Source organism: Pseudomonas sp. GG8 (assembly GCF_052976945.1).
Window position 1 is genome coordinate 1,695,894 of the sequence record NZ_JBRIIP010000001.1, and the last position, 25,913, is coordinate 1,721,806.

Consider the following 25,913-nt stretch of genomic DNA (forward strand, 5'->3'; position numbering starts at 1 on the left):
TGTCATTGTTTTTCGCGGGCAGTCACCAAGTCCTCACGCAAAGTTAAATTAATTGTGATAAATGGATTCGATGGAATCTTGCACAATGGCTTTCCCGTCGCGTCCCCCGCGCGTCGGCGTCACCCATTCCAGAAGGCTGATAATGGATACGCCCAAACGTGTATTGATTGTCGAAGATGATCTGCAACTCGCAGGCTTGTTGCGCCTGTATTTGCAGGACGAGGGCTACGCAGTGACGCATTGCGCCGATGGCAATGCCGGGCTGGCGCAGCTTGAACAGGGCGGCTGGGATGCCCTGATCCTGGATTTGATGCTGCCGGGCGTGGACGGTCTGGAAATCTGCCGGCAAGCCCGTGCCATGGCTCGCTATACGCCAATCATTATCACCAGTGCCCGCTCCAGCGAGATGCATCGGGTGCTTGGGCTTGAACTGGGCGCTGACGATTATCTGGCCAAACCCTTTTCGATGCTGGAACTGGCGGCAAGGGTCAAGGCGCTGTTGCGCAGGGTGGACGCCCTGGAAAAAAACATGAGAACCGTCGCTGGCAAGATTGAGCTCAACGGGCTGTCGCTCGATCCCGTGACGCGTCAGGCCGAGGTCGATGGTAAATACCTCGAACTCACGCCGCGTGAATTCGACCTGTTGTATTTCTTTGTGAAAAATCCTGGAAAGGTATTTTCACGCATGGACTTACTCAATCAGGTGTGGGGCTACAAGCACGATGGCTATGAACATACCGTCAACACCCACATCAATCGTCTGCGCGCAAAAGTCGAGGTTGATCCGGCGGAACCCAGCCGCATCCTGACCGTTTGGGGCCTGGGTTATCGCTTTTCGCCGGACCGCGTGAGGCCTCCTGAATGAACCTGACGCTATTACAACGCCTGTCCGTGGCGTTCGCGATCTTGCTGTTGGCCTGTTGTGGGGCGTCGGCGTGGTTGCAGATCCGGGCCAACGACCTGCATGAAAAGGAAGTGGTGCAAGGCTTGTCGCGTGGCTTGGCTGACAGTATCGCCCGCGACAACAACATGATTGGTCCCGGTACTCTCAAGGTTGAGGACATCCGCAGGCTGTTCAGCAAGCTAATGAACGTCAATCCCAGCGTCGAAGTCTATTTGCTGGACAGCGCGGGCCGTATCACGGGTGACGATGCGCCAGCCGGGCACCTGAAGCGCGACCGCGTCGACCTCAATCCTCTGCACCGCTTGCTAGACGGGCAGCCACTGCCAATCCTCGGCGATGATCCGCGCAGTGTCGACGGCCAAAAGGTTTTCAGCGTCGCCGCGCTGCACGATGGGAGCCAGGATTTGGGCTACCTCTACGTGGTATTGATGGGCGAGGCGCATGACCTCATTTCTGCTCAGGTGGCTGCCAGTTCGGTGTTGCGCACGACGTTATGGTCGATGGCGCTGGTTGCACTGCTGGGGCTTGTGGCGGGGCTGATGGCATTTCGGATGATTACCCGGCCACTGCGCCGACTGACCGACACTATGCGCCACTTCGATACCCAGGCGGAACCGGTCGCGTTGCCGGTAACCGCAGAAGATGGCGCCAGTCGACGCGATGAAATAGCCGTGCTTGAGGCCAGTTTTAGCCAGATGGCTGCTCGGATTGCCGAGCAATGGCGCACCCTGACGCAGCTGGATCAAGACCGACGCGAACTGGTGGCGAATATTTCCCATGACTTGCGCACGCCGCTGGCGTCGTTGCATGGCTATCTGGAAACCCTCTCGTTCAAGGGCGCAACGCTGAGCGAGGCCGAGCGGCAGCGCTATCTCGCTGCGGCCCTGAGTCAGAGCGATAACGTACGTCAACTGGCGCAGGCGTTGTTCGAGCTGGCCCGGCTGGAGCATGGCGCTGTGCAACTGGTGGTCGAAGATTTTTCGCTCTCCGACTTGATTCAGGACGTCTTTCAGAAGTTCGAATTGATGGCCGAAGCCAGACAGTCGCGGCTGGTGGCGGTATTACCGCGCTCGTCGTCCATGGTGTCGGCCGACCTGGGCATGATCGAGCGGGTACTGACTAACCTGATCGACAACGCGATCCGGCATACCCCGTCGGGCGGGACCATTGAGGTGGCGCTCAAGCATGAGGCGGGCAAAGTAATTGTCACGGTCAGCGATACCGGGCCGGGTATTCCTGCGCGACTGCTGGAAAACCTGTTCCGCCGGCCTTTCAGTCAGGCGGGCGACCGGCGCTCGGGAGGGCTCGGCCTGCTGATCGTGCGGCGCATTTTGCAATTGCACGACGCTCAGATTCGTCTGCTGTCGGCGCCCGGAAAAGGCGCGATTTTTTGTTTCGAACTCACGGCGGCGGGGGCTTAGCCGAGCGCCGGTACCGCGTCGTCGGTTGTCACTTCGGGCGCATCCGGCATCAAGGTTGCGATCAGCGCGCGCACCGTGCCTGGCAAGGCGTCCAGTTCGCGGACCAGAATACTGCGTTCGCGAATCGCCCAGGGTTCGTCGAGTTCGACAATCGCCAGTTGCATGGTGCGGCTGTGCCGGGCAGCGGCGGACTCGGGAATAATGCCAATGCCCACGCCAGCTTCGACCATGCGGCAGATGGCCTCGAAGCTGGACACCTGAATCCGCAGCGACAGGTTTTGCCCCAGTCGCTCGACATGATCACGCAGGAAACTCAGGAGCGTGCTGCCTTCGTGCAGGCCTATATGCTGGAAGGCCAGGGTCTGTTTAAGGGTGACCGGTTTCGGGCTGGCCAGCGCATGCCCTACGGGGACGGCCAGCACCAGACGGTCGGTGCTGAAGTGCATCACCTGTAAGCCAGCGGCTTCCACCGGACCGGCAATGATGCCCATGTCGGTGGTGCCATCAAGCACGCCGCGCACGATGTCCCGTGACAGGCGCTCCTGCAGGTCGACGGTTACCCCCGGTCTTTTCGCCAGAAAACCTGCCAGCACTTCCGGCAGAAACTCGGTCACTGCTGTGGTGTTGGCGAAGATGCGGATGTGCCCGGCGGAATCGGTGCCGTAGCGGGTGAACTCGGATTTCAGGTAATCCACCTGACGCATCACCAGTCGCGCATGCTTGAGCAGGCGGTGACCGGCGGGTGTCAGCTCTACACCACGGCTGTCACGGTACAGCAGGCGAGTATCGAATTGGCTTTCCAGCGCCTTGATCCGGGCGCTGGCCGCCGCCGGTGACAGAAACGCCCGCCGCGCACCCTGGGTCAGGCTCGGCGATTCGCCAATGTGGATGAACAGGCGCAGGTCAGCCAGATCGAAGTGCATCATCGTCTCCCATTTTTATTAGCGTTCAGCATTTATGAACGCTGGCTTACGAAAATGCAAATTCTCAGAATGCCCAGCGCCTTGCATTATCCCGGCATAACAACAACTGCCCAGGGGTAACCCGCATGAGCGTTTCAGCTAGCAGCACCGATTTCACTGCGTGGATCGGTCGCACCGAAGAAGCCCAGGATCACCTGAGTCGCAATTTGATCAAACGTATTGCTGCCACCTTCGGTGAAGATATTCCCGCCGATGGCGATGCTCTACCTCCACTGTGGGCGTGGTGCTTCTTTCAGGATCCGCTGGCAGAGTCCCTGCTGGGCACTGACGGTCATCCAGCACGTGGCGGCTTTCTGCCACCGGCCGATAACCGCAATCGCATGTGGGCGGGCGGTCGTATCGAGTTCTTCGAACCGCTGCGGGTCGGCGCCGACGCCCATAGGCTGTCGACCATCACCCACATCGAAGAAAAGCACGGCCGTACTGGCGCGTTGTTGTTCGTCACCGTGCGCCACGATTATTCCCAGGACGGTCGATTGGCGATTCGCGAAGAACAGGACATCGTTTACCGCGAGCCCAACCCGCCGAAGCAAAGCAGCGGCGAAGCCGTCCCCGGGGGCGACTGGAGTGAGACTGTCGTGCCGACCTCGACGTTGCTGTTCCGCTATTCCGCCGTGACCTTCAACGGCCACCGTATTCATTACGACTACCCCTACGTCACTGGCACCGAAGGCTATTCCGGCCTGGTGGTGCACGGTCCGATGATCGCCACCTTGAGCTTGCGTGCTTTCTGCCGGGCCAACCCCGAGGCGCGTCTGCGCCGTTTCGCCTATCGCGGCGTGCGCCCGTTGATTGCCCCGCAACCGTTCAGCGTGGGCGGCCGCTTGCTTGAACCTGGCAAGGCGCAGTTATGGGCCGGCAATGACGCCGGTATCGCCCAAAGCGCTGAAGTCGATTTCGACTAAATCCAGTGGACAGTCCCGTTAGATAAGCCCGTGTCCGTGCGGACCCATGAGAGCCAATCGATGAACCCCAACGATAACGAAGAACTGAATGCTATCCGCGAAGGCGTGCGCGCCCTGTGTGCCGAATTCGATGCGGCTTACTGGCGCAAGGTCGATGAAGAGAAGGGCTTCCCTGAAGCGTTCGTCAAGGCGCTGACCGATGCCGGCTGGCTGGCGGCGCTGATCCCGACCGAATACGGCGGCTCGGGTCTGGGCCTGGCCGAAGCGTCAGTGATCCTTGAAGAAGTGAACCGCTGCGGCGGTAACTCTGGCACCGTTCACGGCCAGATGTACAACATGTTCACCCTGTTGCGTCACGGCAGTGAGGCACAGAAGAGCTATTACCTGCCGAAGCTGGCCAGCGGTGAATTACGCCTGCAATCCATGGCCGTCACCGAGCCCACCACGGGTACCGACACCACCAAGATCAAGACCACTGCGGTGAAGCAGGGTGACAAGTACGTGATCAACGGTCAGAAAGTCTGGATCTCGCGGGTCCAGCATTCGGACCTGATGATCCTGCTGGCGCGCACCACACCGCTGACTGAAGTGAAGAAGAAATCCGAAGGCATGTCGATCTTTCTCGTCGACCTGCGCGAGGCCATTGGCAACGGCCTGACCGTTCAGCCCATCGCCAACATGGTCAACCATGAAACGAACGAACTGTTCTTCGACAACCTGGAACTGCCCCTCGACAGCCTGATCGGCGAGGAAGGTAAAGGCTTTCGCTACATCCTTGATGGCTTGAATGCCGAGCGTACGCTGATTGCCGCCGAATGCATCGGCGACGGCCGCTGGTTCATCGAAAAAGCCAGCGCCTATGCCCGTGATCGGGTGGTGTTCGGGCGACCCATCGGCCAGAACCAGGGGGTGCAGTTCCCGATTGCCGAAGCGCACATCGAGATCGAAGCTGCCGACCTGATGCGCTGGCGTGCCTGCGAGGAATACGACAGCGGCAAGAATGCCGGAGCCAGCGCCAACATGGCCAAATATCTGGCGGCCAAAGCATCCTGGGAAGCGGCTAACGCCTGCCTGCAAACCCATGGGGGTTTTGGCTTTGCCTGCGAATACGACGTCGAGCGCAAGTTCCGTGAAACCCGTCTATATCAGGTCGCGCCGATCTCGACCAACCTGATTTTGTCCTACGTCGCCGAGCATTTGCTCGAACTGCCACGCAGTTTCTGAGGAGCCGATCATGAGCCATACCCAAGCATTGGCCGGCTTCCTGGCCGACCTGAACTACGAGCAGGTGCCAGACGCCGTGCTCGACCGCACCGAAGACTTGTTTCTCGACTGGCTGGGCTCGGCGCTGGCCAGCCAGGGTTCGCACCCAATTCCGCTGTTCGAGCGTTATGCGCAGCGCATGGGGCCAGCCGATGGCCCGGCGAAAATACTGGTGAGCGGCCGTGGTACCTCGGCGTATTTCGCCGCGCTGGTCAACGCAGCTTCCTCGCACCTGGTCGAGCAGGACGACCTGCACAACAGCTCGGTGCTGCATCCGGCCACGGTGGTGTTCCCCGCCGTGCTGGCGGCGGCTCAGGACCTGGGCAAGTCCGGTCGCGAATTGTTGCTGGCCTCAGTGGCCGGCTATGAGGCCGGGATTCGCATCGGCGAGTTCATGGGTCGTTCTCACTACAAGATTTTCCATACCACGGCCACGGTCGGTACCCTCGCGGCAGCCGTTGCGGTCGGCAAGTTGCTGGGCTTCGATAAAGAGCAATTCATCAACCTGTTTGGCAACGCGGGCACTCAGGCTGCCGGGTTGTGGGAGTTTTTGCGAGACGCCGCCGACTCGAAACAGCTGCACACCGCCAAAGCCGCTGCCGATGGTTTACTCGCAGCGTACATGACCCTCGATGGCCTGACCGGTGCACGCAATATCCTCGAAGGCGATCAAGGCATGGCCGCAGGCATGTCCAGCGATGCTGATCCGAGCAAGCTGTCCGACCGGTTGGGCAGCCGTTGGGCGCTGGCCGAGACCTCGTTCAAGTTCCACGCCTCGTGCCGCCATACTCATCCGGCTGCCGATGCGTTGCTCCTTTTGATGCAGCGCGAGGGGCTGACTCATGATCAGATCGAGCATGTCACCACCCGTGTGCATCAGGCCGCTATCGATGTGCTTGGGCGGGTTGTGGTTCCGCAGACGGTGCATCAGGCCAAGTTTTCGATGGGCGCAGTACTCGGTTTAATTGCAGTGCACGGCAAGGCCCAATTGACCGAGTTCCAAGCGTTTGCCCTGACTGATCCTGCCGTGGCAGCGTTCCGCGAGAAAGTCAGCATGGCGCTGGACAGTGAAGTCGACGGTGCCTATCCGGCGCGCTGGTTGGGCCGTGTGGTGGTCACCACGACGGACGGCCGCACCCTATCCGCAGCTATCGACGAGCCCAAGGGCGATCCGGGCAACACCCTGTCGCGTCCTGAACTGGAAGAAAAATTTCAGCGTCTGTTGGCGTTCTCTGGCGCACGCACGCCGGAGCAGGGCCGAGCGCTGATTGAAAAGGTCTGGCAGCTGCGCAATGCGGCGGAGGTAACCCTATGACGACTCAACCAGCCAATCCTCGTCCGCTGGACGGGATTACCGTGGTCAGCCTCGAACACGCGATTGCAGCGCCTTTCTGCACCCGGCAACTGGCTGATCTGGGGGCGCGAGTGGTGAAAGTCGAACGCCCCGGCAGCGGCGATTTTGCTCGGGGCTACGACGAGCGCGTGCGTGGCCTGGCATCGCACTTTGTCTGGACCAACCGCTCCAAGGAAAGCCTGACCCTGGACCTCAAACAGGACGAGGCGGAGGACATTCTTCAGGCCCTGCTTGGCAAGGCCGATGTTTTGGTGCAGAACCTGGCACCGGGTGCTGCGGCGCGCATGGGGTTGTCGTTCGAAGCGCTGCACGAGCGCTTCCCTAGGCTGATCGTCTGCGACATTTCCGGCTACGGTGAAGGCGGGCCTTATGAAAAGAAAAAGGCCTACGACCTGCTGATTCAGAGCGAGGGTGGCTTCCTGTCGGTGACCGGCGGGCCGGGCGAAGACCAGATGGCCAAAGCCGGTTGTTCCATCGCCGACATCTCGGCGGGCATGTATGCCTACAGCGGGATTCTGTCGGCGCTGTTGCTGCGCGACAAAACCGGTGTGGGTAGTCGCATTGACGTGAGCATGCTGGAAAGTCTGGTGGAGTGGATGGGCTACCCGATGTACTACGCCTTCGAAGGCGCCCAGCCGCCACCGCGTGCTGGGGCTTCGCACTCGACAATTTACCCGTATGGTCCGTTCCCGACCAAGGGCGGCGACACGGTGATGCTGGGTTTGCAGAACGAACGCGAGTGGGCGCTGTTCTGCGAGAAGGTGTTGCTCGACACTGCGCTGACCACCGATGAGCGTTTTTCGGCGAACTTCAAACGATCGGAAAATCGTGAGGCGCTACGCCAGATCATTGTCGATGGTTTCGCCCAACTGACGGTGGAAGAGGTCGTGACCCGGCTGGAAGTGGCGCAGATCGCCAACGCCCGGGTCAACGATATGCAGGGTGTGTGGGAACACCCGCAACTCAAGGCCCGCGACAGCTGGCGCGAAGTGGACAGCCCGGCCGGCAAGCTGCCGGCATTGCTGCCGCCAGGGCGCAACGCTGCCTTTACCCCGCGCATGGACCCGGTGCCGGGGCTGGGCGAACACACCGGTAGTATTTTGGGTGAGCTGGGCTTTTCGGCTGAAGATCAGGCGCGGCTGCAAGCGGCAGGGGTGGTCTGAGACCTCCACGCCGTGCTCCCACAGATTAATTGGGCCTCCCCAAGAAAGAGGAAATAGCCATGTCCGGTTCCATTGTCCGCTCTGCACTGTTTGTGCCCGGTAGCCGACCCGAGCGATTCGCCAAGGCGCTGGCTGCGGGTGCCGATGCGGTGATTGTCGATTTCGAAGATGCAGTGGAAGAATCGCTCAAGCGCCAGGCTCGGGATAACCTGGCGGCTTTTCTGCAAAGTACTCCGCAGGCCTCGGTCTGGGTTCGGGTCAATGCCCCGGAGCACGCCGAACACCTCGCTGATCTGGCGTTCTGCCAACGCCATTCAGGGGTTATCGGGGTGTTGCTACCCAAGGTCGAGAGTTCTGCCCAGGTAGCTGCAGTGGCGGCCACCGGCAAGCTGATCTGGCCGATCATCGAGAGCGCTCGTGGCCTGTTGGCGCTGGCCGAGATTGCTTGTGCCAAAGGCGTTCAGCGCTTGTCGTTTGGCAGCCTGGACCTGGCGCTGGACCTGAATTTGAGCAACGGCACTCGGGCTGCACAATGTGTACTCGATCAGGCGCGCGTCTTGTTGTTGCTGCATTCGCGTGGCGCGGGGTTGTTGCCTCCCCTTGATGGCGTGCACCCGGCCATCGACGACCCAGAGGGGCTGCACCAGTCCGTTCGTCATGCTTATGAGATGGGTTTTGCGGGCGCCTTGTGCATTCACCCGAAACAGATTTCGGTGATTCACCAGGCTTTGGCCCCGTGTGCTGAAGACCTGGCTTGGGCGCAACGCGTGCTGGACGCGGGTGCTGATGGCGCAGGCGTATTTCAAGTCGACGGGCAAATGGTCGACGCGCCGGTCTTGCTGCGCGCTCAACGATTATTGGCCCTGACGCTTATCTAGAGGGTAAGAGCTGTCTACGACTTTAGTCGTAACCTCGTTGTACGATAACTGCTTTGGGTCAATAGTCTTCGAGGGTTTATCCCCACGCCACAGGGGCTTCAGAGTCGACCATGGGTACAAAGTGCCAGCGTTCAGCTAAACCAAACGCTGGATTATAAAAATGCAAATTCTCTAAACGCGCGGCCTTGTGCATCTTTGTACCAGCGCTTTAAAAGCTCCCTCAAAAATAATCACAACAATAAAAAGGTGAAATCGATGTTGAAGGTGACCCGCGCGCTCCTATGCGCCGCCGCAGTGTCCATCGCCAGCCTGACGCAGGCAGCCGACCCCATAATTATCAAGTTCGCTCACGTCGTGGCTGAAAATACGCCCAAAGGGCAGGGCGCTTTGCTGTTCAAGAAACTCGCCGAGGAACGTCTGGCGGGCAAGGTGAAAGTCGAGGTCTATGCGAACTCGTCCCTGTTCGGCGACGGCAAGGAAATGGAAGCATTGCTCTTGGGTGATGTGCAGTTATTGGCTCCGTCCCTGGCCAAGTTTGAGCAGTACACCAAACAGGTGCAAATCTTCGACCTGCCATTCCTGTTCAATGACCTGGCAGCGGTCGACCGTTTTCAGCAAGGTCCGCAGGGCAAAGCGTTGTTGACCTCCATGGACGACAAAGGCATTCACGGGCTGGCCTATTGGCACAACGGCCTGAAACAACTCTCCTCCAACCAGCCTTTGCGCGTGCCTAAAGATGCACGCGGCCTGAAGTTCCGGGTCCAAGCGTCCAGCGTGCTCGAAGAGCAATTCAAGGCCGTACACGCCAACCCGCGTAAGTTGAGCTTCGCCGAAGTCTATCAAGCGTTGCAGACCGGTACGGTCAATGGCACCGAGAACACGTGGTCGAATTATGAAAGCCAAAAGGTCAATGAAGTGCAGAAGTACTTCACTGAATCCAACCATGGCTTGATCGACTACATGGTCATCACCAACTCCAGGTTCTGGAACGGCCTGCCAGTAGATATCCGCACCGAGTTGCAAAAAATCCTCGACGAGGTCTCGATTGAAGTGAACAGGCAAGCTGAAGCGCTGAACCAGAGCGCCAAGCAAAAAATCATCGACGCCAAAACCAGCGAAGTCATCGAACTGACCTCCGAGCAACGCGCGGAATGGCGAAAAGCGATGCGTCCAGTATGGGAAAAGTTCTCGGCTGAAATTGGTCCCGATCTGATCAAAGCTGCTGACGACTCCAACAAAGCACCTTGATGTTTACCGACAACTGATCGGTACAGACAGCAATGTCTGCGCGGCCGTTCTGATCTGAGCGGCTGCTCTCTCTACGTTCGGAGAACTTCTATGCAATCGCTGACGCGACTTTGGGAGCATCTGGAGGAAGCCGTTATTGCCTTCCTGCTGGCCGCCATGACCCTGGTTACATTCGTCTACGTGATGTTCAACAACATCTATACGTTCTTTTACACCCTGAGCGACAAGTGGGTGGTGAGCAGCGCTTTTTTCTCGAGTATCGGTGACCACTTAATGGGGATTGCCCAGGAAATGACTTGGAGTGTGGCGCTGACCAAGGCGCTGTTCGGCTGGTTGATTTTCTTTGGCATGTCCTACGGAGTGCGTACCGCCGGGCACCTGGGTGTGGACGCATTGGTCAGGCTGACGCCACGGCGCATGCAACGCCTGCTGGGAATGCTCGCGTGCGTGTGTTGCCTGGCTTACGCCGGATTGTTCGTGGTGGCCAGCTACAAATGGGTGTCGGCCGTGTTCATCGCCAATATCGGTGCTGAGGACCTCGATCAGTTCGGCATTAAGGTCTCGTACATCGCCGCGATCGTGCCCCTTGGTTTCGGCCTGGTATTCATCCGGTACGTGGAAATTTTCTGGCGCATCTTCACCCATCGTCAACTCGGTCTCGGGCTGGCAGATGAGGCGGCCGAAGCGAGCAAACTCGCCAGTTCGAGCGAGGAGCACCACTGATGACGGTTCTTTGTCTGTTCCTGCTGCTGTTCGTTTTTATGTTCCTGGGCGTGCCGATCGCGATTTCGCTGGGTCTGTCCGGGGCGGTTTCCATCCTCTTGTTCAGTCAGGACTCGTTGAGTTCGCTGGCGATCAAGCTGTTTGAAACGTCTGACAGCTACACCTTTCTGGCGATCCCATTCTTCCTGTTATCGGGCGCGTTCATGACCACCGGCGGCGTTGCGCAACGCCTGATCGACTTTGCCAACGCTTGCGTCGGGCACATTCGTGGAGGATTGGCGATTGCCGCTGTGCTGGCCTGCATGTTGTTTGCGGCATTGTCTGGCTCCTCTCCGGCGACGGTGGCTGCCGTTGGCTCCATCGCGGTGGCAGGCATGGTGCGCTCTGGTTATCCAAAAGAGTTCGGCGCAGGCATCATCTGTAACGCGGGGACGCTAGGCATCCTGATCCCGCCGTCCATCGTCATGGTGGTGTACGCCGCCGCGACTGAAACCTCGGTGGGCAAGTTGTTCATCGCCGGCATTGTCCCCGGGATTTTGCTCGGTGTGATCTTGATGGTGGTGATCTACATCGTCGCCAGGGTCAAGAAGTTACCGGCACAGCCACGGGTCAGCTTTCGTCAGTGGTTGCACACCGCACGGCGTGCATTCTGGGGCTTGCTGCTGCTTGTGATCATCCTCGGCGGTATCTATAGCGGCATGTTCACCCCGACGGAAGCAGCGGCGGTGGCAGCAGTCTATTCGGCCTTCGTTGCGTTGTTCGTCTACAAGGACATGCGGTTCCGTGACTGCCCGAAAGTGTTGATGGAGTCCGGACGGCTGTCGATCATGCTGATGTTCATCATCGCTAACGCCATGCTCTTCGCCCACGTCCTGACCACCGAACAGATTCCGCAGCAAATCACGACATGGGTGATTTCCGAAGGCCTGACGCCCATTGGTTTTCTGATCATGGTCAATATCGTATTGCTGGTGGCCGGCAGCTTCATGGAGCCGTCGGCCATCGTGTTGATCCTGGCACCGATTTTCTTCCCGATTGCCATGAAGCTGGGCATCGACCCGATCCATCTGGGCATCGTCATGGTGGTGAACATGGAGATCGGTCTGGTGCACCCACCGGTGGGACTGAACCTGTTCGTCACCTCGGCGGTAACCGGGCTGACCCTCGGCCAGACCATCCGGGCCGCCATGCCGTGGCTGATGATCCTTCTGGCGTTCCTGATCCTGGTGACCTACGTCCCCTTCATCTCGATGGCCCTGCCCAATTGGCTGGGGATGCCTTGACCCGTTACTGAGAGCGCAGTGCCTTGACCCCTGTGAACTTAGGTTCTCAGGGGTTTTTTTAGCAAGGATGTAGTTGCTCTATCCTTCGCATATAGTGTCCTTACTATGCGTGTGCTCCTGATGCTTCGAGAGGTTATCCAGCTATGTTTCTTCATCGCCCCCTGGAAGAAAAAGACATCCCGGTTATCTGTGAATTTCCACAGAGCGCCGACGAGCTGTTTTATATGTTTCCCAAGGCCACTTATCCGCTGACTCCGCATCAGCTAAAAGAGGCTATCACCCACTGCTCCGACTCCACCGTGATTGAAATGGATGGCACAGTAGTCGGTTTCGCAAACTTCTCTCGTTGGGAGTTTCGGGGCCGTTGTTCGCTGGGTAATGTCATCATTTCCCCCCATGCTCGCTCGCGAGGTGTGGGGCGTTATCTGATCAGCTACATGATTGATATCGCTTTCGATAAGCACGAGGCCCGGGAGGTGACTGCATCGTGTTTCAACCGCAACGTCCCGGGTCTGTTGTTCTACCCCAAGCTCGGCTTTCAGCCGTATGCCGTGGACGAGCGTCAAGACAAACACGGCGCCAGGGTTGCGCTGATTCATCTGCGACTCGCAAGAAGCGAGTCATGACGCTTGCGTGAAGTCAGCCGACGGAAGGTGGTCTGAGACGTAACGGTTTTTTTTATTTTTTATGAGGTAAATGTGGTCAAACGGGTGTGTTCCGCCGGTATTGTTATCATCCGTAAAAGATGAAACGTTTCTTCTATGCATTTTATAAATCAGGCCGTTCCAATTGATTGTGTACACCCTCGTTAACATGGCATTGCCCCGCACAGGGGGCGGGTATAGAGTTAAGGACGTTCAAGTAATAGACGCCGTTTATTTGACGACCATGGACGAAATCCTTGTACCCTAATAAATAGATGTAGCCAGTGTCTGGATCTTGACCCGGCCTGCTGCGAGGAGACTGCACATGATTGCGTACAGGCTTTCCACGTTGGAACTACGAGGTATTATCGAACGTGCCTTTTTGCCGTTGCGCTGCAAGTGCACGGTGGCGCCTGATTTCTCATTGACCGTTCAAATTTCCGACCCTCAATCCGACCGGGTCGATTTGATCGTCACGGGCATTTCTTTGGACCGGCTTAATAACAGTCGGGATATATGCGAATTGGTGGCTGAGCTGCGTTATGACCTGGCTAACCATGGTCAGCTGCATACACAGGCCCGCTACGCCGGGTGAGGCTCGCCCTTGGGCCCAGGGGACTACGGGTTCGAGTAGTGATGTGTCACGCTCGCTAAACGTGCGGGTGGCACTCCCCGGCTACAGGGGCTCAGTCATTTTCATCCGACTATTTATGTCAACTTGCCGTCTAGACTGGGCCTTGCAGGCGGTCAATCCACGTCGTTGTCAATCGCCTTTCGTTAGACCTTTTTTGGGTTTTCTCCCTCCTCAATTTTTATGCCCGCTCCTTGTCTGGCTGCCACTCATGCCCAGAAATCCTCGCGCCAAATCGATTATTTAAAATAAACTTTTTGCATGTGAATGATGGCTTTTTAACGTCAAAAAAAAATACCCATATCTATCATGCAGTTAATGAGTAAGTGTAACGTTTTTTGTAATGAGTCTGTAATTTGACACTTTCCTGAAATTTTGAAATTATTGGTCGAGGTTTTGGCGCCTAAGTTAAGTACTTAAGCCAAGGCTGTTCCAGGGCGAATCGTTGAACCGCTGTGTGGATGTTTTTTTGGAACGCTCCACGCAATGCCTATTAATAGGGCATCCAGCTTTGGCCCCAGCGGTAGCGTTGCCTGCGATAAAGATAAATAAGTTATCGGGGAGCAGTTACCGAATAACGTTGCATGTTCCCGCGCAACGCAGAGGAAGAAGCATCGTACCAAGCCCACCAATGAGGCTTGCGCTAACGCCTTCTTGTTTTCCCCTCGTTAGTTATTCCCCACTTTTCATCCTCTTCTATTCAAACACGACGCTAACGGTTATCCCTGCTTTTTTAGGACGGACTTGACACGTCACTCTGACCACAGAAAGACGACCTGAATTCAAACACGGAGTCAATTATCATGTATGGAGATCAACTGGAAGTAGTCTGCGGTTGTTTGGTAGGAGGGGCTGGCCCTGCTGGCATGGGGCTGATATTCAATGCCTTGAAAAGCGGAGCCTTGCCTGATTTAACGCGCGACGGATTGATTATCGTCGACGCCAGTCCTCATCCGGGGACTGGTAGATTGGGTGAATACCAGATTACGGCCAACTCTGTGGGCGATGTATTTCTCGATTGCCTGCGTGATCCGGCATTGCGCGAAGTGTTTGAACCGTTGGAGCACAGCGCGGCGTATTGGCGCATCCGCGATCAGGCTTTTGTCGCACCACGGCTATCAGACGTAGGGGAACTGCTGGCAGAAGCGTCGAAACTGGTGCTGGATTTTATCGTTCAACGTTATGACGTTCAGGTGTGGAGCAGCACCACGATCACGGAAGTGGTTAGCGACGATGATGCGTTTCAGGTCTGGGTCGAACACGAGGGGCGTGCTCAGGCGATTCTGTGCCGTACGCTGGTACTCAACCTTGGTGGCCGTCAAGATCCGCAGCATCTGCTAAACGCACTGGCAGATCAGGGGTTATCGCTGCCTCCGTCGACCAGTATTCAAAGTGCCGATACAGTGCTGCGTATGAGTGCCTCAGAGTTGCGCGAACATTTTGCGCCGACCCTCGCCGCAGGGGGGCGATTCACAGTGGTCGGTGGTTCTCATAGTGCTTTTTCCGTGCTGGAAAACCTCGCCAGCGCACTGCAAAGCGTCGGTCTGGAAGAGATGACATTGGTGCATCGCTCGCAAATCCGCCTGTTCTATGAAAGTGCCGATCAGGCATTGGCGAACGGCTACGAGTTTGATCCAGTCAATGATATTTGCCCGGTATCGGGTCGGGTCAACCGGTCAGGCGGCTTGCGTTATCGCGCTTTAGACGTGGGCCGGGACATTCTTGAGCGCGGCCGAATAGGTGCGGACGGGGTCCGGGTCCATCTCCTGCAAACTCGAAATGGCCCCGCCCGGCAGTATGAACGTGCGAGCCAGGCGTTGGCTGAATCGGATGTGGTGGTGCAATGCACGGGTTATCAACCTCGGATACCTGAACTCAAATACGCCGACGGCACGCCGATAGCCCTGCGCGAGGTGAAGGGCGGTCTTGATTCCGACCCTTCAGGCTGTCCTCTGGATCTGGCGGGGCGGCGCTTACACGGCTTGTATCTGTTCGGTCTGGGCTCGGGGCTTGGGATTGATCCGCGTCTGGGCAGTGAGCCTTCGTTCGATGGGCGAATCTATGGCGTCTGGCAGTTTCATAACGACGCCAGTCGCGCTGTCATCGAGGCCATATCAGCACGATTGAATGCAGCAGCAGTGGCTGAATGGGTGATCCCGAGCCGCAGCTTGAGCGAGCGTTTAGAAAGTGGCTTGCCACTTTTCTGGCCAGGCCTCACACCCTTCAAAATATAAGATGTATTCAGCGTTGAGCTAACTCTCTCGTCCCGAGTGGTCTTTGGCTACTCGGGTTTTTTTTGCCTGCGATTTAGTGCCTGGGGACAACTGATGAGGGGGATATCTGTTGTTGAAGAGCGCTTTTTATCATCTATTCTTATCTTTCATGCAGACCCTCTCAACGGCTCAGCAGAGGTTGGACAGCCATGCGCATTTTGATCGTTGGAGCCGGTGCGATCGGCGGTTATTTTGGTGGACGACTGCTGGAGGCGACGCGGGACGTGACGTTTCTGGTCAGGCCTCGTCGCGCCGAAGAGCTTGAACGTGACGGGCTGATCGTGCGAAGCCCGTTGGGCAACGTCGATTATCCTGATCCGCCCTATGTGCTGAGCCAGGCACTGGATACTCCCTATGACCTGATTCTCCTTAGTTGCAAGGCCTACGATCTCGACGCGGCGATGGAGTCTTTTGCAGCAGCGGTGGGGGCTGAAACGATGATTCTGCCGCTGCTCAATGGCATGGCGCATCTAGATCGCCTGGCCGCACGTTTCAGTCATACGAATATATTGGGCGGGCAGTGCCTGATCTCTGTGGACCGCGATGCGTCGGGCACCATCGTGCATCTGAATGACACCAACCAATTAACATTTGGCGAACTGGATGGGCAAGTGAGCGCACGTATTCAGCGCGTGACGGATGAGTTGGTCGGCGCGGGTTTTGAGGCTAACCTCAGCTCAAGCATCCTTCAGGAGATGTGGGAAAAATGGTGTTTTATCGCCACCGGTGCTGGCGTTACCTGCTCCATGCGCTCTACGGTCGGTGATGTGCTCGCCGCAGGTGGTGAGTCACTGGTATTGAGATTGCTGGATGAGTGCGCCGAGATCGCCGCCAAGGCCGGTTACCCGCTGCGCCCGCAGGCGCATGAGCGCTTTGTGAATATGTTGACGACTCCCGGGTCGAAGATGACCTCTTCCATGCTGCGAGACATCGAACGTGGTGCCGCCATCGAAGTCGAGCATATGTTCGGTGATCTGGTCGCACGCCGTGACGCGGCAGGGCTGTCGACAGCAGATTTGTCGGTTCTTGAATTCGCCTACACTCACCTTAAAGCCTATGAAGCACGGCGTTTGCGCGAACATTGATCTCCAGTCCATGTCCCCCAGACAATATCGAGCCCCGGCATGCCCAGGCTTCCATCACGAACCGATCTGCTGGCGTCCATGCGTGGTGATCGGGTTACCCGATTCACCCACTGTGCGGGTTGGACCGGCAGAAATAACGAACCTTTTCCAGGAGCCAGCCTCATAACCTTACGATCACTGCAGGTTTAACAGAGGTGACAACATGCCGGTCAAACATAATTTGCTCAAGGATTTGAATATCACCAAGGAAGAGATCACCAGGCGCAGAGACGCCGACGACAGGCTCAGCCAACTGCTCGAATCCTACAACTCGATAGACGCTGAAGTGGTTGACGCTGAATCCGGGTCAGCCGGAAACGTTACCGATGAACAGCTCAGGAAGCTCAAGGAAAAACGCCTGCATGTGAAGGACAAGATAGTCAAGCGTCTGACGTCTTCGGACTAAGACTGTGGGCGCGTCGTTCCGGGCACGGCGGCACGGGTACCCCAGCTCCCGGCCGTCAGTGAGTAGGGGAGCTGCCGTCAGGCTTGGTTGATCAACAACGTAATGCCAGTGCATTCGAGCGCCTGACGATACGTTGCGGACTGAAACGCCATAACCGCTCGGCACTTTCCAAGGTGCTGAGGGTGCCTGAGTGAAGAATAAGCTCCACATCGCCTGTCATTTGCAGCAGGTCGCCTGTGGGGAAATCGACAAACACCAGACCTGCTTTCGGATTGAGGACAAAGTTACCTAAGGTATTGAAGAATAGATTGCCGGCGAAGTCCGGAATCGTCAGCGTGCCGTCCTCATCCAGTCGCACGAAACCTGATGTCCCTCCGCGGTGGGACACATCGACCTGTCGCCCGCTCGGGGTATCGTCGACGTAAGACGCGACAAAAAAAGAATATGCGCTGTTGATCAGATCGCGCGCGTCGGTATCCAGCTGCTCCATCCATTGAACCGTTGCCGGACGTGAGTCACTTCGGACGCTGAGTTGCCGCTGTTGAATATAGCGCGGGCAATTCCCGTAACTCTGCTCGACGGAAATGTCGAAGCTGTGATCGTCGCTGCGTTTGAGGGTGCCATTAAGCCGGTTGCGTCGACGGGTCAGTAAATCAATCCCCAACAAACCGATGGCCAGGCCGTCATCCATGCCTCTGTCCGCCGGGTCACTGGTATTGCGTGGTAATTGCAGGTGCAGACGGTATGGATCGACCGCATGCATAAAGCCTGGCTCATCGTCGCGAAGGGTTGCCCACACATCCCCTTCGGGATCGACCGTACCGAGCACGACGAAAGGTAACTGCGGGTAGAACGCACGGTGCTGCTCGATGATCTGATCACGGATGATCCTGCTGCCTAGTTCACCCATTTTCTCGGCTACCCCGACGCTGTGCTGCAAGGCGCGTTCACCTGCGTGCCAGGGTGAGTGAGGTCGTTGAGGTTGTTCGTTACTCATGACAGATCACCTCCCTCATCGCGCATGGACCCTGCTGAAAGTGCCCATGCACCGGTCCTTTAGCCAATCCTTTAGGACCTGGGATTAGGCAATTGCGGCCAGGCCTGCGGGTGTTTTCTGAAAGGGAACAAAGCCTGGTAATGCTTCGATCCGAACCAGCCAACGGTTTATCCGAGGATAGCCTGCGAGGTCGACATTGCCTTCAGGGGCTTGAGCGAAGTAGCTGTACAGCGCGACATCAGCCAGCGTTGGGTGGGGGCCTGCGACGATCTAGTCATGGTCGGTAAGGTCGACTTCGATCAGAGAATGCTCAATACCCAGCAACGACAGAAACAGACGAACACGATGGGCATGACCGGAGAGGGGGCGGGAATAGAGCTTCATGGCAATCACCTTTAAAGGGCTGCATGGAATGGGGCCGTTGTGGTGCAGGTGATGATGCTAGTGCTCGCAGGCGCTTGAATAAATGCTGTAAAGAGAAGATCTTTACTCCGTAATTTGGAGTAATTAGCGAGGCAAGTGATGGACACGGTTCAAGCGATGCGGGTGGTATTGGCGATAATCGAGCATGGCAGCCTTACGGCCGCATCGGAAAAGCTCGATGTCTCACTGCCGACCGTGGTCCGGGTATTGGCCTCTACGGAGCAGCACTTGGGTGTGCGCTTGTTCGAACGCACCACCCGACATGTGCGGATCACGGAGGAGGGCAAACTGTACGCCGATGTCTGTCGTACGGTGATTCGTGAAATCGGCGACATTGAGGATGTGTTCCGCGACAAGGAGAGTGAGCCCAGCGGTCCTTTGTCGATCACGGCCCCGGTGCTGTTCGGTCGTCATCACGTAGCCCCGGTGCTCAACGGGTTCATGGCTCGCTATCCCAAGGTGACAGTGAACTTGAGCCTGATCGACCGGGTGACTGACTTGCTGGAAGAAGGGATCGACGTCGCGGTGCGAATCGGCCACGTCACCGCCCCGGATCTGGTGGTGTCTCGCGTGGGGCAGGTGCGCCGTTATCTGTGTGCCAGCCCTGCATTACTGGCTGAGCTTAGGACTCTCAAGACACCGGATGACCTCAACGGCGCGCCCTTCATTTGCCTTGCTGGAGTGCTCGGGGGGACCCAGTTGATGCTGCAAGAGAACGGCAAGCCGCTGCCGGTGAAAATAACCAATATCCGCATGACCACGAATAACGGTGACACGGCTATTTCTGCCTGCCTCAGTGGGTTGGGAATCGGGTTTTTTCTGTCCTATCAGGTCCAGGACCTGATAGATGCCGGGCAACTTGAAAGAGTGCTGATTGATTACCAGCCCGAACCATTGCCGGTTTCGCTTGTTTACCTGCCATCGCGGCGGGTGTCGATTCGTTCGCGAACGTTCATCGCCTGGGCGAAGGTGAAGCTCGGTGAGCGGCTGATTCGTTTTGCAACCCCGGAACGCTCATCTTGACAGCTGATCGCTAGCAGCGCGGGGAAGACAAAAAAAACGGCGTCATCTAGACGCCGGGTAGCTGTTCTGCCCAAAGAGGGCAGAGTGCTCAGTAGTGGGGATGCAATTTCGAATTCATTGGGGGTCTTGGTGGGGTGCGATCTCGGCTTGGATACGTTTGTAAATTTCTTCACGATGCACAGAAACATTTTTTGGAGCATTGATACCTAGCCGGACCTGAAGGCCCTGAACGCCAAGAATCGTAACGGTGATGTCGTCACCAATGTTTATGCTTTCGCCTACTTTTCGGGTGAGTATCAACATGATCTTTTCCTTGATGGCCTCTTGAAGCGCCTCTGCCAAGAGGCTGGCGTGTGCCTTGGGTGTGATTGTTGCCGAGTACATCCGAATGCGTCCATCCCTAAGACGTCATAAGTGCAAATTTAATTCCCTTGAAACGCACATCTGTCATCGAGTCACCCCGCAAGTGGACGAATAGTGCACCTGCTTGGTGCTTGCGCGTCTAAGCATTATCCCTCAAACGCCAACGTTTGCTGACTATTGTGGTGAAAAGAGTAGCAAAGAGCGCAAAAAAGCCAGAGGTGTTTAAAGGTCTTTATAGAGCGGCGCTATTGTTGCCCAAGGCCGTTTTAGAGGTGGTCAAGAATTCAAGCCAGGCCATTGTCAATCACGTGGCTCATTCAGCCCGCAGCTGAGAGGGGGTGCCCGTTTCAGCGCGGATCTATCGCGAATCCGTTCGCGACAGAGGGGCCGTCAAACCAACAGTGACAACAATAGAATGAAGATCAGCCCGACCACCGACAGAATGGTTTCCATCGCGGTCCAGGTTTTGAAGGTTTCGGCGACGGTCATGTTGAAGTACTGCTTCACCAGCCAGAAGCCCGCATCGTTGACGTGCGACAGGATCAGCGAGCCCGCACCCGTTGCGAGCACCAGCAGTTCGCGGTTTACCCCTGGGATCATGGCCACTACTGGCGCGACGATACCCGCGCCGGTGATGGTTGCGACTGTTGCGGAGCCCGTCGCAATGCGGATTACCGCAGCAACCAGCCAGGCCAGCAGAATCGGCGAAATTTCCGCACGGACCGCCATGTGGCCAATCACATCACCCACGCCGCTGGCGACTAGCATTTGTTTAAAACCACCGCCCGCGCCGACGATCATGACGATGGCCGCGACAGGCGCCAGGCTCTGATCAAGCAGCTTCATAATCTGCTGCCGGGAGAAACCGCGAGCGGCACCAAACGTGTAGAACGCCAGCAACAAGGCGGCGAGGAGGGCGGTGATCGGGTGACCGATCAGGTCCATCCAGACCCGAATAATGCTGGTGTCCGGCAGTACGATGTCGGCCAGGGTTTTGAGCAGCATCAGAAACACTGGCAGCAGGATCGTGACCAGCGTGATGCCGAAGCCCGGCAGGTTTTCGGTTGTCGACTCCTGGGCGATCTGGTCCATCAACTCTTTTGACGGTGTGCCAGGAATGTAGCGTGAAATCCACTTGCCGTAGATCGGTCCGGCGATCATCGCTGTGGGCAGCGCGACGATCAGACCGTAGAAAATGGTTTTACCGATGTCGGCATTAAATACGCCAATTGCCAGCAGCGGACCCGGATGCGGCGGGACTAGCCCGTGCACCGCTGACAGCCCGGCCAGCAGGGGGATGCCGATTTTGACAATCGATAAGCCTGTGCGTCGAGCCACGATGAACACCAGCGGGATCAACAGGACGAAGCCGATCTCGAAGAACAGCGGGATGCCCACTAGGAATGCTGAGAACATCATCGCCCAGTGCACACGATCCTTGCCGAACAGTCGGACCAGGGTGCGGGCGATCTGGTCGGCGCCGCCTGAGTCAGCCATTAATTTGCCGAGCATGGTGCCCAGCGCCAAGAGGATGCCGACGAAGCCGAGAACGCCGCCGAAGCCGTCCTGGAATGACTTCATGACCTTGTCCACAGGCATGCCGGAGGTCAGGCCCAAAAAGCCGGAGGCGATGGTCAGCGCGACGAAAGGGTGAACTTTAAAGCGGGTGATCAGCAGCACAAGGCCGATGATGGTCACCAGTGCATCGACGAGCAGGTACGTCTCTTGGGTCATGCCGAACATAGGTGCGTCTCCAGTTGTCTTTGTTTTTTGGAGCTACTGATGAGTGTGGCGTTCAATTCCGTTTGCAGGGTGCAAGACAGCGCTATCTTTTGCGTTCACAGCTTTATTTTTGTGGCCACGAAGCTTTCCACCAGGCGGCGGCTTGTTCTCCCAGCGTATCGACGTGGAGGGTCGCATCGACCACCAGCGTCAAGGGTTCGCCATAAGGGGGTTCGAGCGTCGCGAACTGGCTGTCCACCAGGCTCGCGGGCATGAAATGCCCTGGGCGGTGCTCACAGCGCTGGATTGCCAGTTCCTTGCTCAGCTCGAGAAATATAAAACCCAGCCCCGGCACCGCCTCGCGAAGCTTTTCGCGATAGCTGAGTTTGAGCGCAGAACAGGTGACAATCGGACGCTCACCGTTGCGCAACGCGGTGGCCATTTCTTCGCCCAGGCGGACGAGCCAACCGGCACGGTCTTCATCATTGAGGGGGATGCCAGCGCTCATCTTTTCGATGTTGGCGGCAGAGTGGAAGGCGTCACCTTCGATGAGGCGGCCGTCGCTGCGTAGCGCGATGGCGGCGCCGATGACGCTTTTGCCGCATCCGGCGACACCCATCACGACGAGGGCGGAAATAGCAGTATTCATAATTACCTCAGCGGGAGACAGCGCTGTCTTTGACGGCTTGAACAAAAGGCCGGCCAGGCTGTTTCCAGTTCTTGTCATTGTTATGGGCAAATCGGTCAATCATCGGACCGTGCATACGTTACTCGTGACCGTTAAGTACGAATAAAGCGTTGCGAGGCTCCGTGAGACAGCGCTACCTTAGAGCGCATTCGCCATCTTTGGCAACCCCTCTGAGTTATTGGCAGCACATGACACGCATTGGTTCCCGCTCCACGGGTCGTCCGACCCTTAATGAAGTTGCGCGGCTTGCCGCCGTCTCACCGATTACCGCCTCAAGGGCGCTACGCGGTATCGCCACTGTCGCGCCGGAGTTGGTAGAAAAAGTCCGGGCTGCCGCGCAGAACTTGGGGTATGTCGCTAACCCGGCCGCTCGCGCACTGGCCTCATCACAAAGCCAGACGGTGGTGGTGCTGGTGCCGTCGCTGACCAACCAGTTGTTCATTGAAACCCTGGAAGCAATTCAAGGCGTATTGCGCACGCGTGGCCTGGAAGTAGTAATCGGCAACTACCACTACTCGCCCGTCGAGGAAGAAAACCTGCTGCGCACCTACCTGGCTAATCGGCCACGGGGGTTGTTGTTGACCGGTTTCGACCACACACCCGCCGTGCGCCAGTTACTCGCCGCCAGCGGCGTACCCTGCGTGCACATGATGGAGCTGGACCCGGCGCGGGGTGCCTATTGCGTGGGGTTTTCTCAGGAACAAGCCGGTGCCGAAGCGGCCAGGCATTTGCTGGGGCGCGGTCGGCGGCGCCTGGCCTACATTGCGGCGCAACTTGATCCCCGGGTGTTGCAGCGTGGCGAAGGTTTTCGGCGTGTCCTGCGTGAAGCCGGACTGCATGATCCGGCGCTCGAAGTGATGTCGCCGCTGCCTTCGTCCATTGGTCTGGGCGGTGAGTTGTTTGCGCAATTGATGGAGACCCATCCGGACGTTGATGCGGTTTTCTTCTGCAACGATGACTTGGCCCAAGGAGCGACCCTGGAAGCCCTGAGGCGGGGTATCGCCATCCCCGAACGCGTGGCGCTGATCGGCTTCAACGACCTGCCTGGTTCTGCGCACATGGTCCCGCGCCTGACATCGATCCGCACGCCACGCGAAGCCGTCGGTCAACGGGCCGCGCAGTTGTTGCTCGGGTTGATGGAAGGGGTTGCGCAGGTGCCGCAGGTAGACCTGGGGTTTGAATTGGTGATGCGGGAAAGTACGTGACCCCAAAGCCCCACTGAAAAATATCGGCTGTCTTCAATCAAGGGGGAGCGAACTCATTCGCTCCCCCATGGGTTTGCCCTAGCCCTGCTGTTTTTTAAACGCCAACCGGAATTCATGCAGCAACGGCTCGGTATAGCCGCTCGGTTGCGCACAGCCCTTGAATACCAGTGCGCAAGCCGCCTGGAAGGCGATGGAGGCGTCGAAGTCGGCGGCCATCGGCCGATACAGCGGGTCCCCGGCATTTTGCTGATCGACGACCGCAGCCATACGCTGCAGGGTTTCCAGCGTTTGCGCTTTATCGATCACGCCATGGCGTAACCAGTTGGCGATGTGTTGGCTGGAAATCCGCAGCGTTGCCCGATCTTCCATCAGGCCGACGTTATGAATGTCCGGCACCTTGGAGCAGCCCACGCCTTGTTCGACCCAGCGCACCACATAGCCCAGCAGACCTTGGGCGTTGTTTTCAACTTCCTCGCGAATCTGCCCGGCAGTCCACTTGGCGTCCGCCGAGACAGGAATCGTCAGCAGGTCGTTGAGGATTTGCTCGCTGACACTGGCCAGATCGACCTGTTCCAGTTCCTCCTGAATCGCCCGCACATCGACCTTGTGATAATGCAGTGCGTGCAAAGTGGCCGCGGTCGGTGAGGGCACCCATGCCGTGTTTGCACCAGCCTTGGGATGGCCGATTTTCTGCTCGAGCATGTCGGCCATCAAGTCTGGCATCGCCCACATGCCCTTGCCGATCTGCGCTCGACCACGCAGGCCGCACGCCAGGCCCACCAGCACGTTGCTGCGTTCGTAGGCTTTGATCCACGGCGTGTTTTTCATTTCGCCTTTGCGCAGCATTGCGCCAGCTTCCATCGAGCTGTGCATCTCGTCGCCCGTGCGGTCGAGGAAGCCCGTATTGATGAAGGCAACCCGCGCCGACGCCGCACCAATACAGGCTTTGAGGTTGACGCTGGTACGCCGCTCTTCATCCATGATCCCCATTTTCAGGGTGTTGCGCGGCAGCTTGAGCAGGTCTTCGATACGGCTGAACAATTGCTCGGCAAACGCGACCTCGGCCGGACCGTGCATTTTCGGTTTGACGATGTACACGCTGCCGGTGCGCGAGTTGCCGCGACGAGCCAGGTCATGCACGGCGATCAGGCTGGTGATCACGCCATCGAGAATACCTTCCGGTATCTGGTGACCTTCGCCGTCGAAAATCGCCGGGTTGGTCATCAAGTGGCCGACATTGCGTATGAACAACAACGAGCGACCGTGCAGCGTTAGCGTGCTGCCGTCGGCAGCGGTGTATTCACGGTCGGCGTTGAGGCGACGGGTGATGGTTTTGCCGCCTTTCTCGAGGTCCTCGGTCAGGTCGCCTTTCATCAGGCCCAACCAGTTGCGGTAGACCGACACCTTGTCATCGGCGTCCACGGCGGCTACCGAATCCTCGCAGTCGATGATGGTCGACACGGCCGCTTCCATCAGCAGGTCTTTCACCCCCGCAGCGTCGGTGCGGCCGATGGTGCTGTTGGCGTCGATCTGGATTTCGACGTGCAGGCCATTGTTCTTCAGGAGGATGGCGGTCGGTTGCAGTGCCTGGCCCTGGTAGCCGACGTATTTTTCCGGCTGCTTGAGTCGGGTCTGGCTGCCGTCGGTCAGGGTGATCAGCAATTGGTCACCGTCTACGCGGTAGCTTTGCGCATCGGTATGCGAGCCGTTGGCCAGCGGAGCGGCTTCGTCAAGAAAGGCGCGGGCGAAGGCCACGACTTTTGCGCCGCGCACAGGGTTGTAACCGCTGCCTTTTTCCGCACCTTCAGTTTCAGCGATGGCATCGGTGCCATACAGCGCGTCATACAGCGAGCCCCAGCGGGCGTTCGCGGCGTTCAGGGCGTAGCGGGCATTTACGGCAGGCACCACCAATTGCGGGCCAGCCTGGCTGCTGATCTCGATGTCGACGTTGGCGGTGCTGGCTTGCACGGTGGCTGGCTGCGGTTGCAGGTAGCCGATTGACTGGAGGAACGCGCGATAAGCCGGCATGTCGCTCACCGGGCCGGGATGAGCGCGGTGCCAAGTGTCCAGTTCAGTCTGCAACCGATCGCGTTCGGCAAGCAGGGCACGGTTCAGCGGTGCGAGTTCATGCACCAGGGCATCGAAGCCGGTCCAGAACGCATCACGGTCCAGACCCGTGCCCGGCAGCACGTCCTCATCGACAAAACGTTGCAGGTTGGCGGCCACTTTCAGGCGCTGGCAGTTAACGAAATCAGTCATCTTGGGGTCTCCAATCGTGGGAGCGAAGGT

General features: G+C 57.8%; 23 protein-coding genes and 1 pseudogene. 17 read left to right on the forward strand and 7 right to left on the reverse strand.

Annotated features, from left to right (window positions below; translation table 11 throughout):
• Positions 1–142 precede the first annotated feature (142 nt).
• Together ACVBEG_RS08300 and ACVBEG_RS08305 are read left to right on the forward strand one after the other, a co-directional pair.
• Complete coding sequence (locus tag ACVBEG_RS08300) at positions 143–865, forward strand: response regulator transcription factor (RefSeq protein ID WP_447107565.1); 723 nt, start codon at positions 143–145, stop codon at positions 863–865.
• Positions 862–2,325 (forward strand): sensor histidine kinase, encoded by a 1,464-nt coding sequence (locus ACVBEG_RS08305; RefSeq protein WP_322215680.1) that lies wholly within the window; start codon positions 862–864, stop codon positions 2,323–2,325. The genes ACVBEG_RS08300 and ACVBEG_RS08305 overlap by 4 nt, the downstream gene beginning before the upstream one ends.
• Here the strand turns inward: ACVBEG_RS08305 and ACVBEG_RS08310 are convergent.
• Positions 2,322–3,248: a LysR family transcriptional regulator gene (locus ACVBEG_RS08310; protein ID WP_322179704.1), complete on the reverse strand. Its 927-nt coding sequence runs from the start codon at positions 3,246–3,248 to the stop codon at positions 2,322–2,324. The genes ACVBEG_RS08305 and ACVBEG_RS08310 overlap by 4 nt on opposite strands.
• Before the next feature lie 125 nt (positions 3,249–3,373).
• Here ACVBEG_RS08310 and ACVBEG_RS08315 point away from each other — a divergent pair, with 125 nt between their 5' ends.
• The 13 genes from ACVBEG_RS08315 (at position 3,374) to ACVBEG_RS08375 (ending at position 17,203) form a co-directional block, all read left to right on the forward strand.
• Positions 3,374–4,213, forward strand: a complete 840-nt coding sequence (locus tag ACVBEG_RS08315; RefSeq protein WP_322179703.1) for an FAS1-like dehydratase domain-containing protein — start codon at positions 3,374–3,376, stop codon at positions 4,211–4,213.
• A 60-nt stretch (positions 4,214–4,273) separates the two neighbouring features.
• The gene (locus ACVBEG_RS08320) at positions 4,274–5,437 is read left to right on the forward strand and encodes an acyl-CoA dehydrogenase family protein (protein WP_322179702.1); all 1,164 of its coding nucleotides are present in this window, start codon (positions 4,274–4,276) and stop codon (positions 5,435–5,437) included.
• Positions 5,438–5,447: 10 nt separating this feature from the next.
• A complete protein-coding gene (locus tag ACVBEG_RS08325; protein ID WP_447107566.1) occupies positions 5,448–6,791 on the forward strand; it encodes an MmgE/PrpD family protein in 1,344 nt (447 codons plus the stop codon).
• Positions 6,788–7,993 carry a CaiB/BaiF CoA transferase family protein gene (locus tag ACVBEG_RS08330; protein WP_322179701.1) on the forward strand — a complete coding sequence of 402 codons (1,206 nt, stop codon included), beginning with the start codon at positions 6,788–6,790 and terminating at the stop codon, positions 7,991–7,993. Before ACVBEG_RS08325 ends, ACVBEG_RS08330 begins: the two co-directional genes overlap by 4 nt.
• A gap of 59 nt (positions 7,994–8,052) precedes the next feature.
• Positions 8,053–8,871, forward strand: a complete 819-nt coding sequence (locus tag ACVBEG_RS08335) for an HpcH/HpaI aldolase/citrate lyase family protein (protein ID WP_322179700.1) — start codon at positions 8,053–8,055, stop codon at positions 8,869–8,871.
• 255 nt (positions 8,872–9,126) lie between these two features.
• Positions 9,127–10,119: a TRAP transporter substrate-binding protein gene (locus tag ACVBEG_RS08340; protein ID WP_322179699.1), complete on the forward strand. Its 993-nt coding sequence runs from the start codon at positions 9,127–9,129 to the stop codon at positions 10,117–10,119.
• 90 nt (positions 10,120–10,209) lie between these two features.
• A complete protein-coding gene (locus tag ACVBEG_RS08345; protein ID WP_322179698.1) occupies positions 10,210–10,842 on the forward strand; it encodes a TRAP transporter small permease in 633 nt (210 codons plus the stop codon).
• Entirely contained in the window at positions 10,842–12,125 is a 1,284-nt protein-coding gene (gene dctM / locus ACVBEG_RS08350) for a C4-dicarboxylate TRAP transporter large permease protein DctM (RefSeq protein ID WP_219060643.1), read from the forward strand. Before ACVBEG_RS08345 ends, dctM begins: the two co-directional genes overlap by 1 nt.
• Positions 12,126–12,268: 143 nt before the next feature.
• Positions 12,269–12,751: a GNAT family N-acetyltransferase gene (locus tag ACVBEG_RS08355; protein ID WP_322179697.1), complete on the forward strand. Its 483-nt coding sequence runs from the start codon at positions 12,269–12,271 to the stop codon at positions 12,749–12,751.
• A gap of 343 nt (positions 12,752–13,094) precedes the next feature.
• Positions 13,095–13,364, forward strand: a complete 270-nt coding sequence (locus ACVBEG_RS08360) for a DUF1652 domain-containing protein (protein ID WP_322179696.1) — start codon at positions 13,095–13,097, stop codon at positions 13,362–13,364.
• 839 nt (positions 13,365–14,203) lie between these two features.
• Entirely contained in the window at positions 14,204–15,634 is a 1,431-nt protein-coding gene (locus ACVBEG_RS08365; protein WP_447107567.1) for a pyridine nucleotide-disulfide oxidoreductase, read from the forward strand.
• A gap of 188 nt (positions 15,635–15,822) precedes the next feature.
• Positions 15,823–16,758, forward strand: coding sequence for a ketopantoate reductase family protein (locus ACVBEG_RS08370; RefSeq protein WP_322179693.1), 936 nt, complete (start codon positions 15,823–15,825; stop codon positions 16,756–16,758).
• 202 nt (positions 16,759–16,960) lie between these two features.
• The gene (locus tag ACVBEG_RS08375) at positions 16,961–17,203 is read left to right on the forward strand and encodes a YdcH family protein (protein WP_322179692.1); all 243 of its coding nucleotides are present in this window, start codon (positions 16,961–16,963) and stop codon (positions 17,201–17,203) included.
• A gap of 91 nt (positions 17,204–17,294) precedes the next feature.
• Here the strand turns inward: ACVBEG_RS08375 and ACVBEG_RS08380 are convergent, their stop codons facing one another.
• Positions 17,295–18,200 (reverse strand): flavin-nucleotide-binding protein, encoded by a 906-nt coding sequence (locus ACVBEG_RS08380; RefSeq protein ID WP_447107568.1) that lies wholly within the window; start codon positions 18,198–18,200, stop codon positions 17,295–17,297.
• Positions 18,201–18,284: 84 nt separating this feature from the next.
• Positions 18,285–18,467, reverse strand: a pseudogene (locus ACVBEG_RS08385) (glutathione binding-like protein); the annotation flags it as partial.
• Between the two features lie 255 nt (positions 18,468–18,722).
• Between ACVBEG_RS08385 and ACVBEG_RS08390 the strand changes: the two are divergent.
• A complete protein-coding gene (locus ACVBEG_RS08390; protein ID WP_322179689.1) occupies positions 18,723–19,646 on the forward strand; it encodes a LysR family transcriptional regulator in 924 nt (307 codons plus the stop codon).
• A 114-nt stretch (positions 19,647–19,760) separates the two neighbouring features.
• On the opposite strand, the gene csrA is transcribed toward ACVBEG_RS08390, so the two are convergent.
• The 3 genes from csrA to ACVBEG_RS08405 form a co-directional block, all read right to left on the reverse strand.
• Positions 19,761–19,949, reverse strand: a complete 189-nt coding sequence (gene csrA, locus ACVBEG_RS08395; RefSeq protein ID WP_219060851.1) for a carbon storage regulator CsrA — start codon at positions 19,947–19,949, stop codon at positions 19,761–19,763.
• Positions 19,950–20,399: 450 nt separating this feature from the next.
• Entirely contained in the window at positions 20,400–21,752 is a 1,353-nt protein-coding gene (locus ACVBEG_RS08400; RefSeq protein WP_322179688.1) for a GntP family permease, read from the reverse strand.
• Positions 21,753–21,855: 103 nt separating this feature from the next.
• The gene (locus ACVBEG_RS08405; protein WP_322182734.1) at positions 21,856–22,350 is read right to left on the reverse strand and encodes a gluconokinase; all 495 of its coding nucleotides are present in this window, start codon (positions 22,348–22,350) and stop codon (positions 21,856–21,858) included.
• A 257-nt stretch (positions 22,351–22,607) separates the two neighbouring features.
• Between ACVBEG_RS08405 and ACVBEG_RS08410 the strand changes: the two genes are divergently transcribed.
• Positions 22,608–23,624 (forward strand): HTH-type transcriptional regulator GntR, encoded by a 1,017-nt coding sequence (locus tag ACVBEG_RS08410; protein WP_322179687.1) that lies wholly within the window; start codon positions 22,608–22,610, stop codon positions 23,622–23,624.
• A gap of 78 nt (positions 23,625–23,702) precedes the next feature.
• On the opposite strand, the gene ACVBEG_RS08415 is transcribed toward ACVBEG_RS08410, so the two are convergent.
• On the reverse strand, positions 23,703–25,883 hold the full coding sequence (locus ACVBEG_RS08415) for a malate synthase G (RefSeq protein WP_322215694.1): 2,181 nt from the start codon (positions 25,881–25,883) through the stop codon (positions 23,703–23,705).
• Between the last annotated feature and the right edge of the window lie 30 nt (positions 25,884–25,913).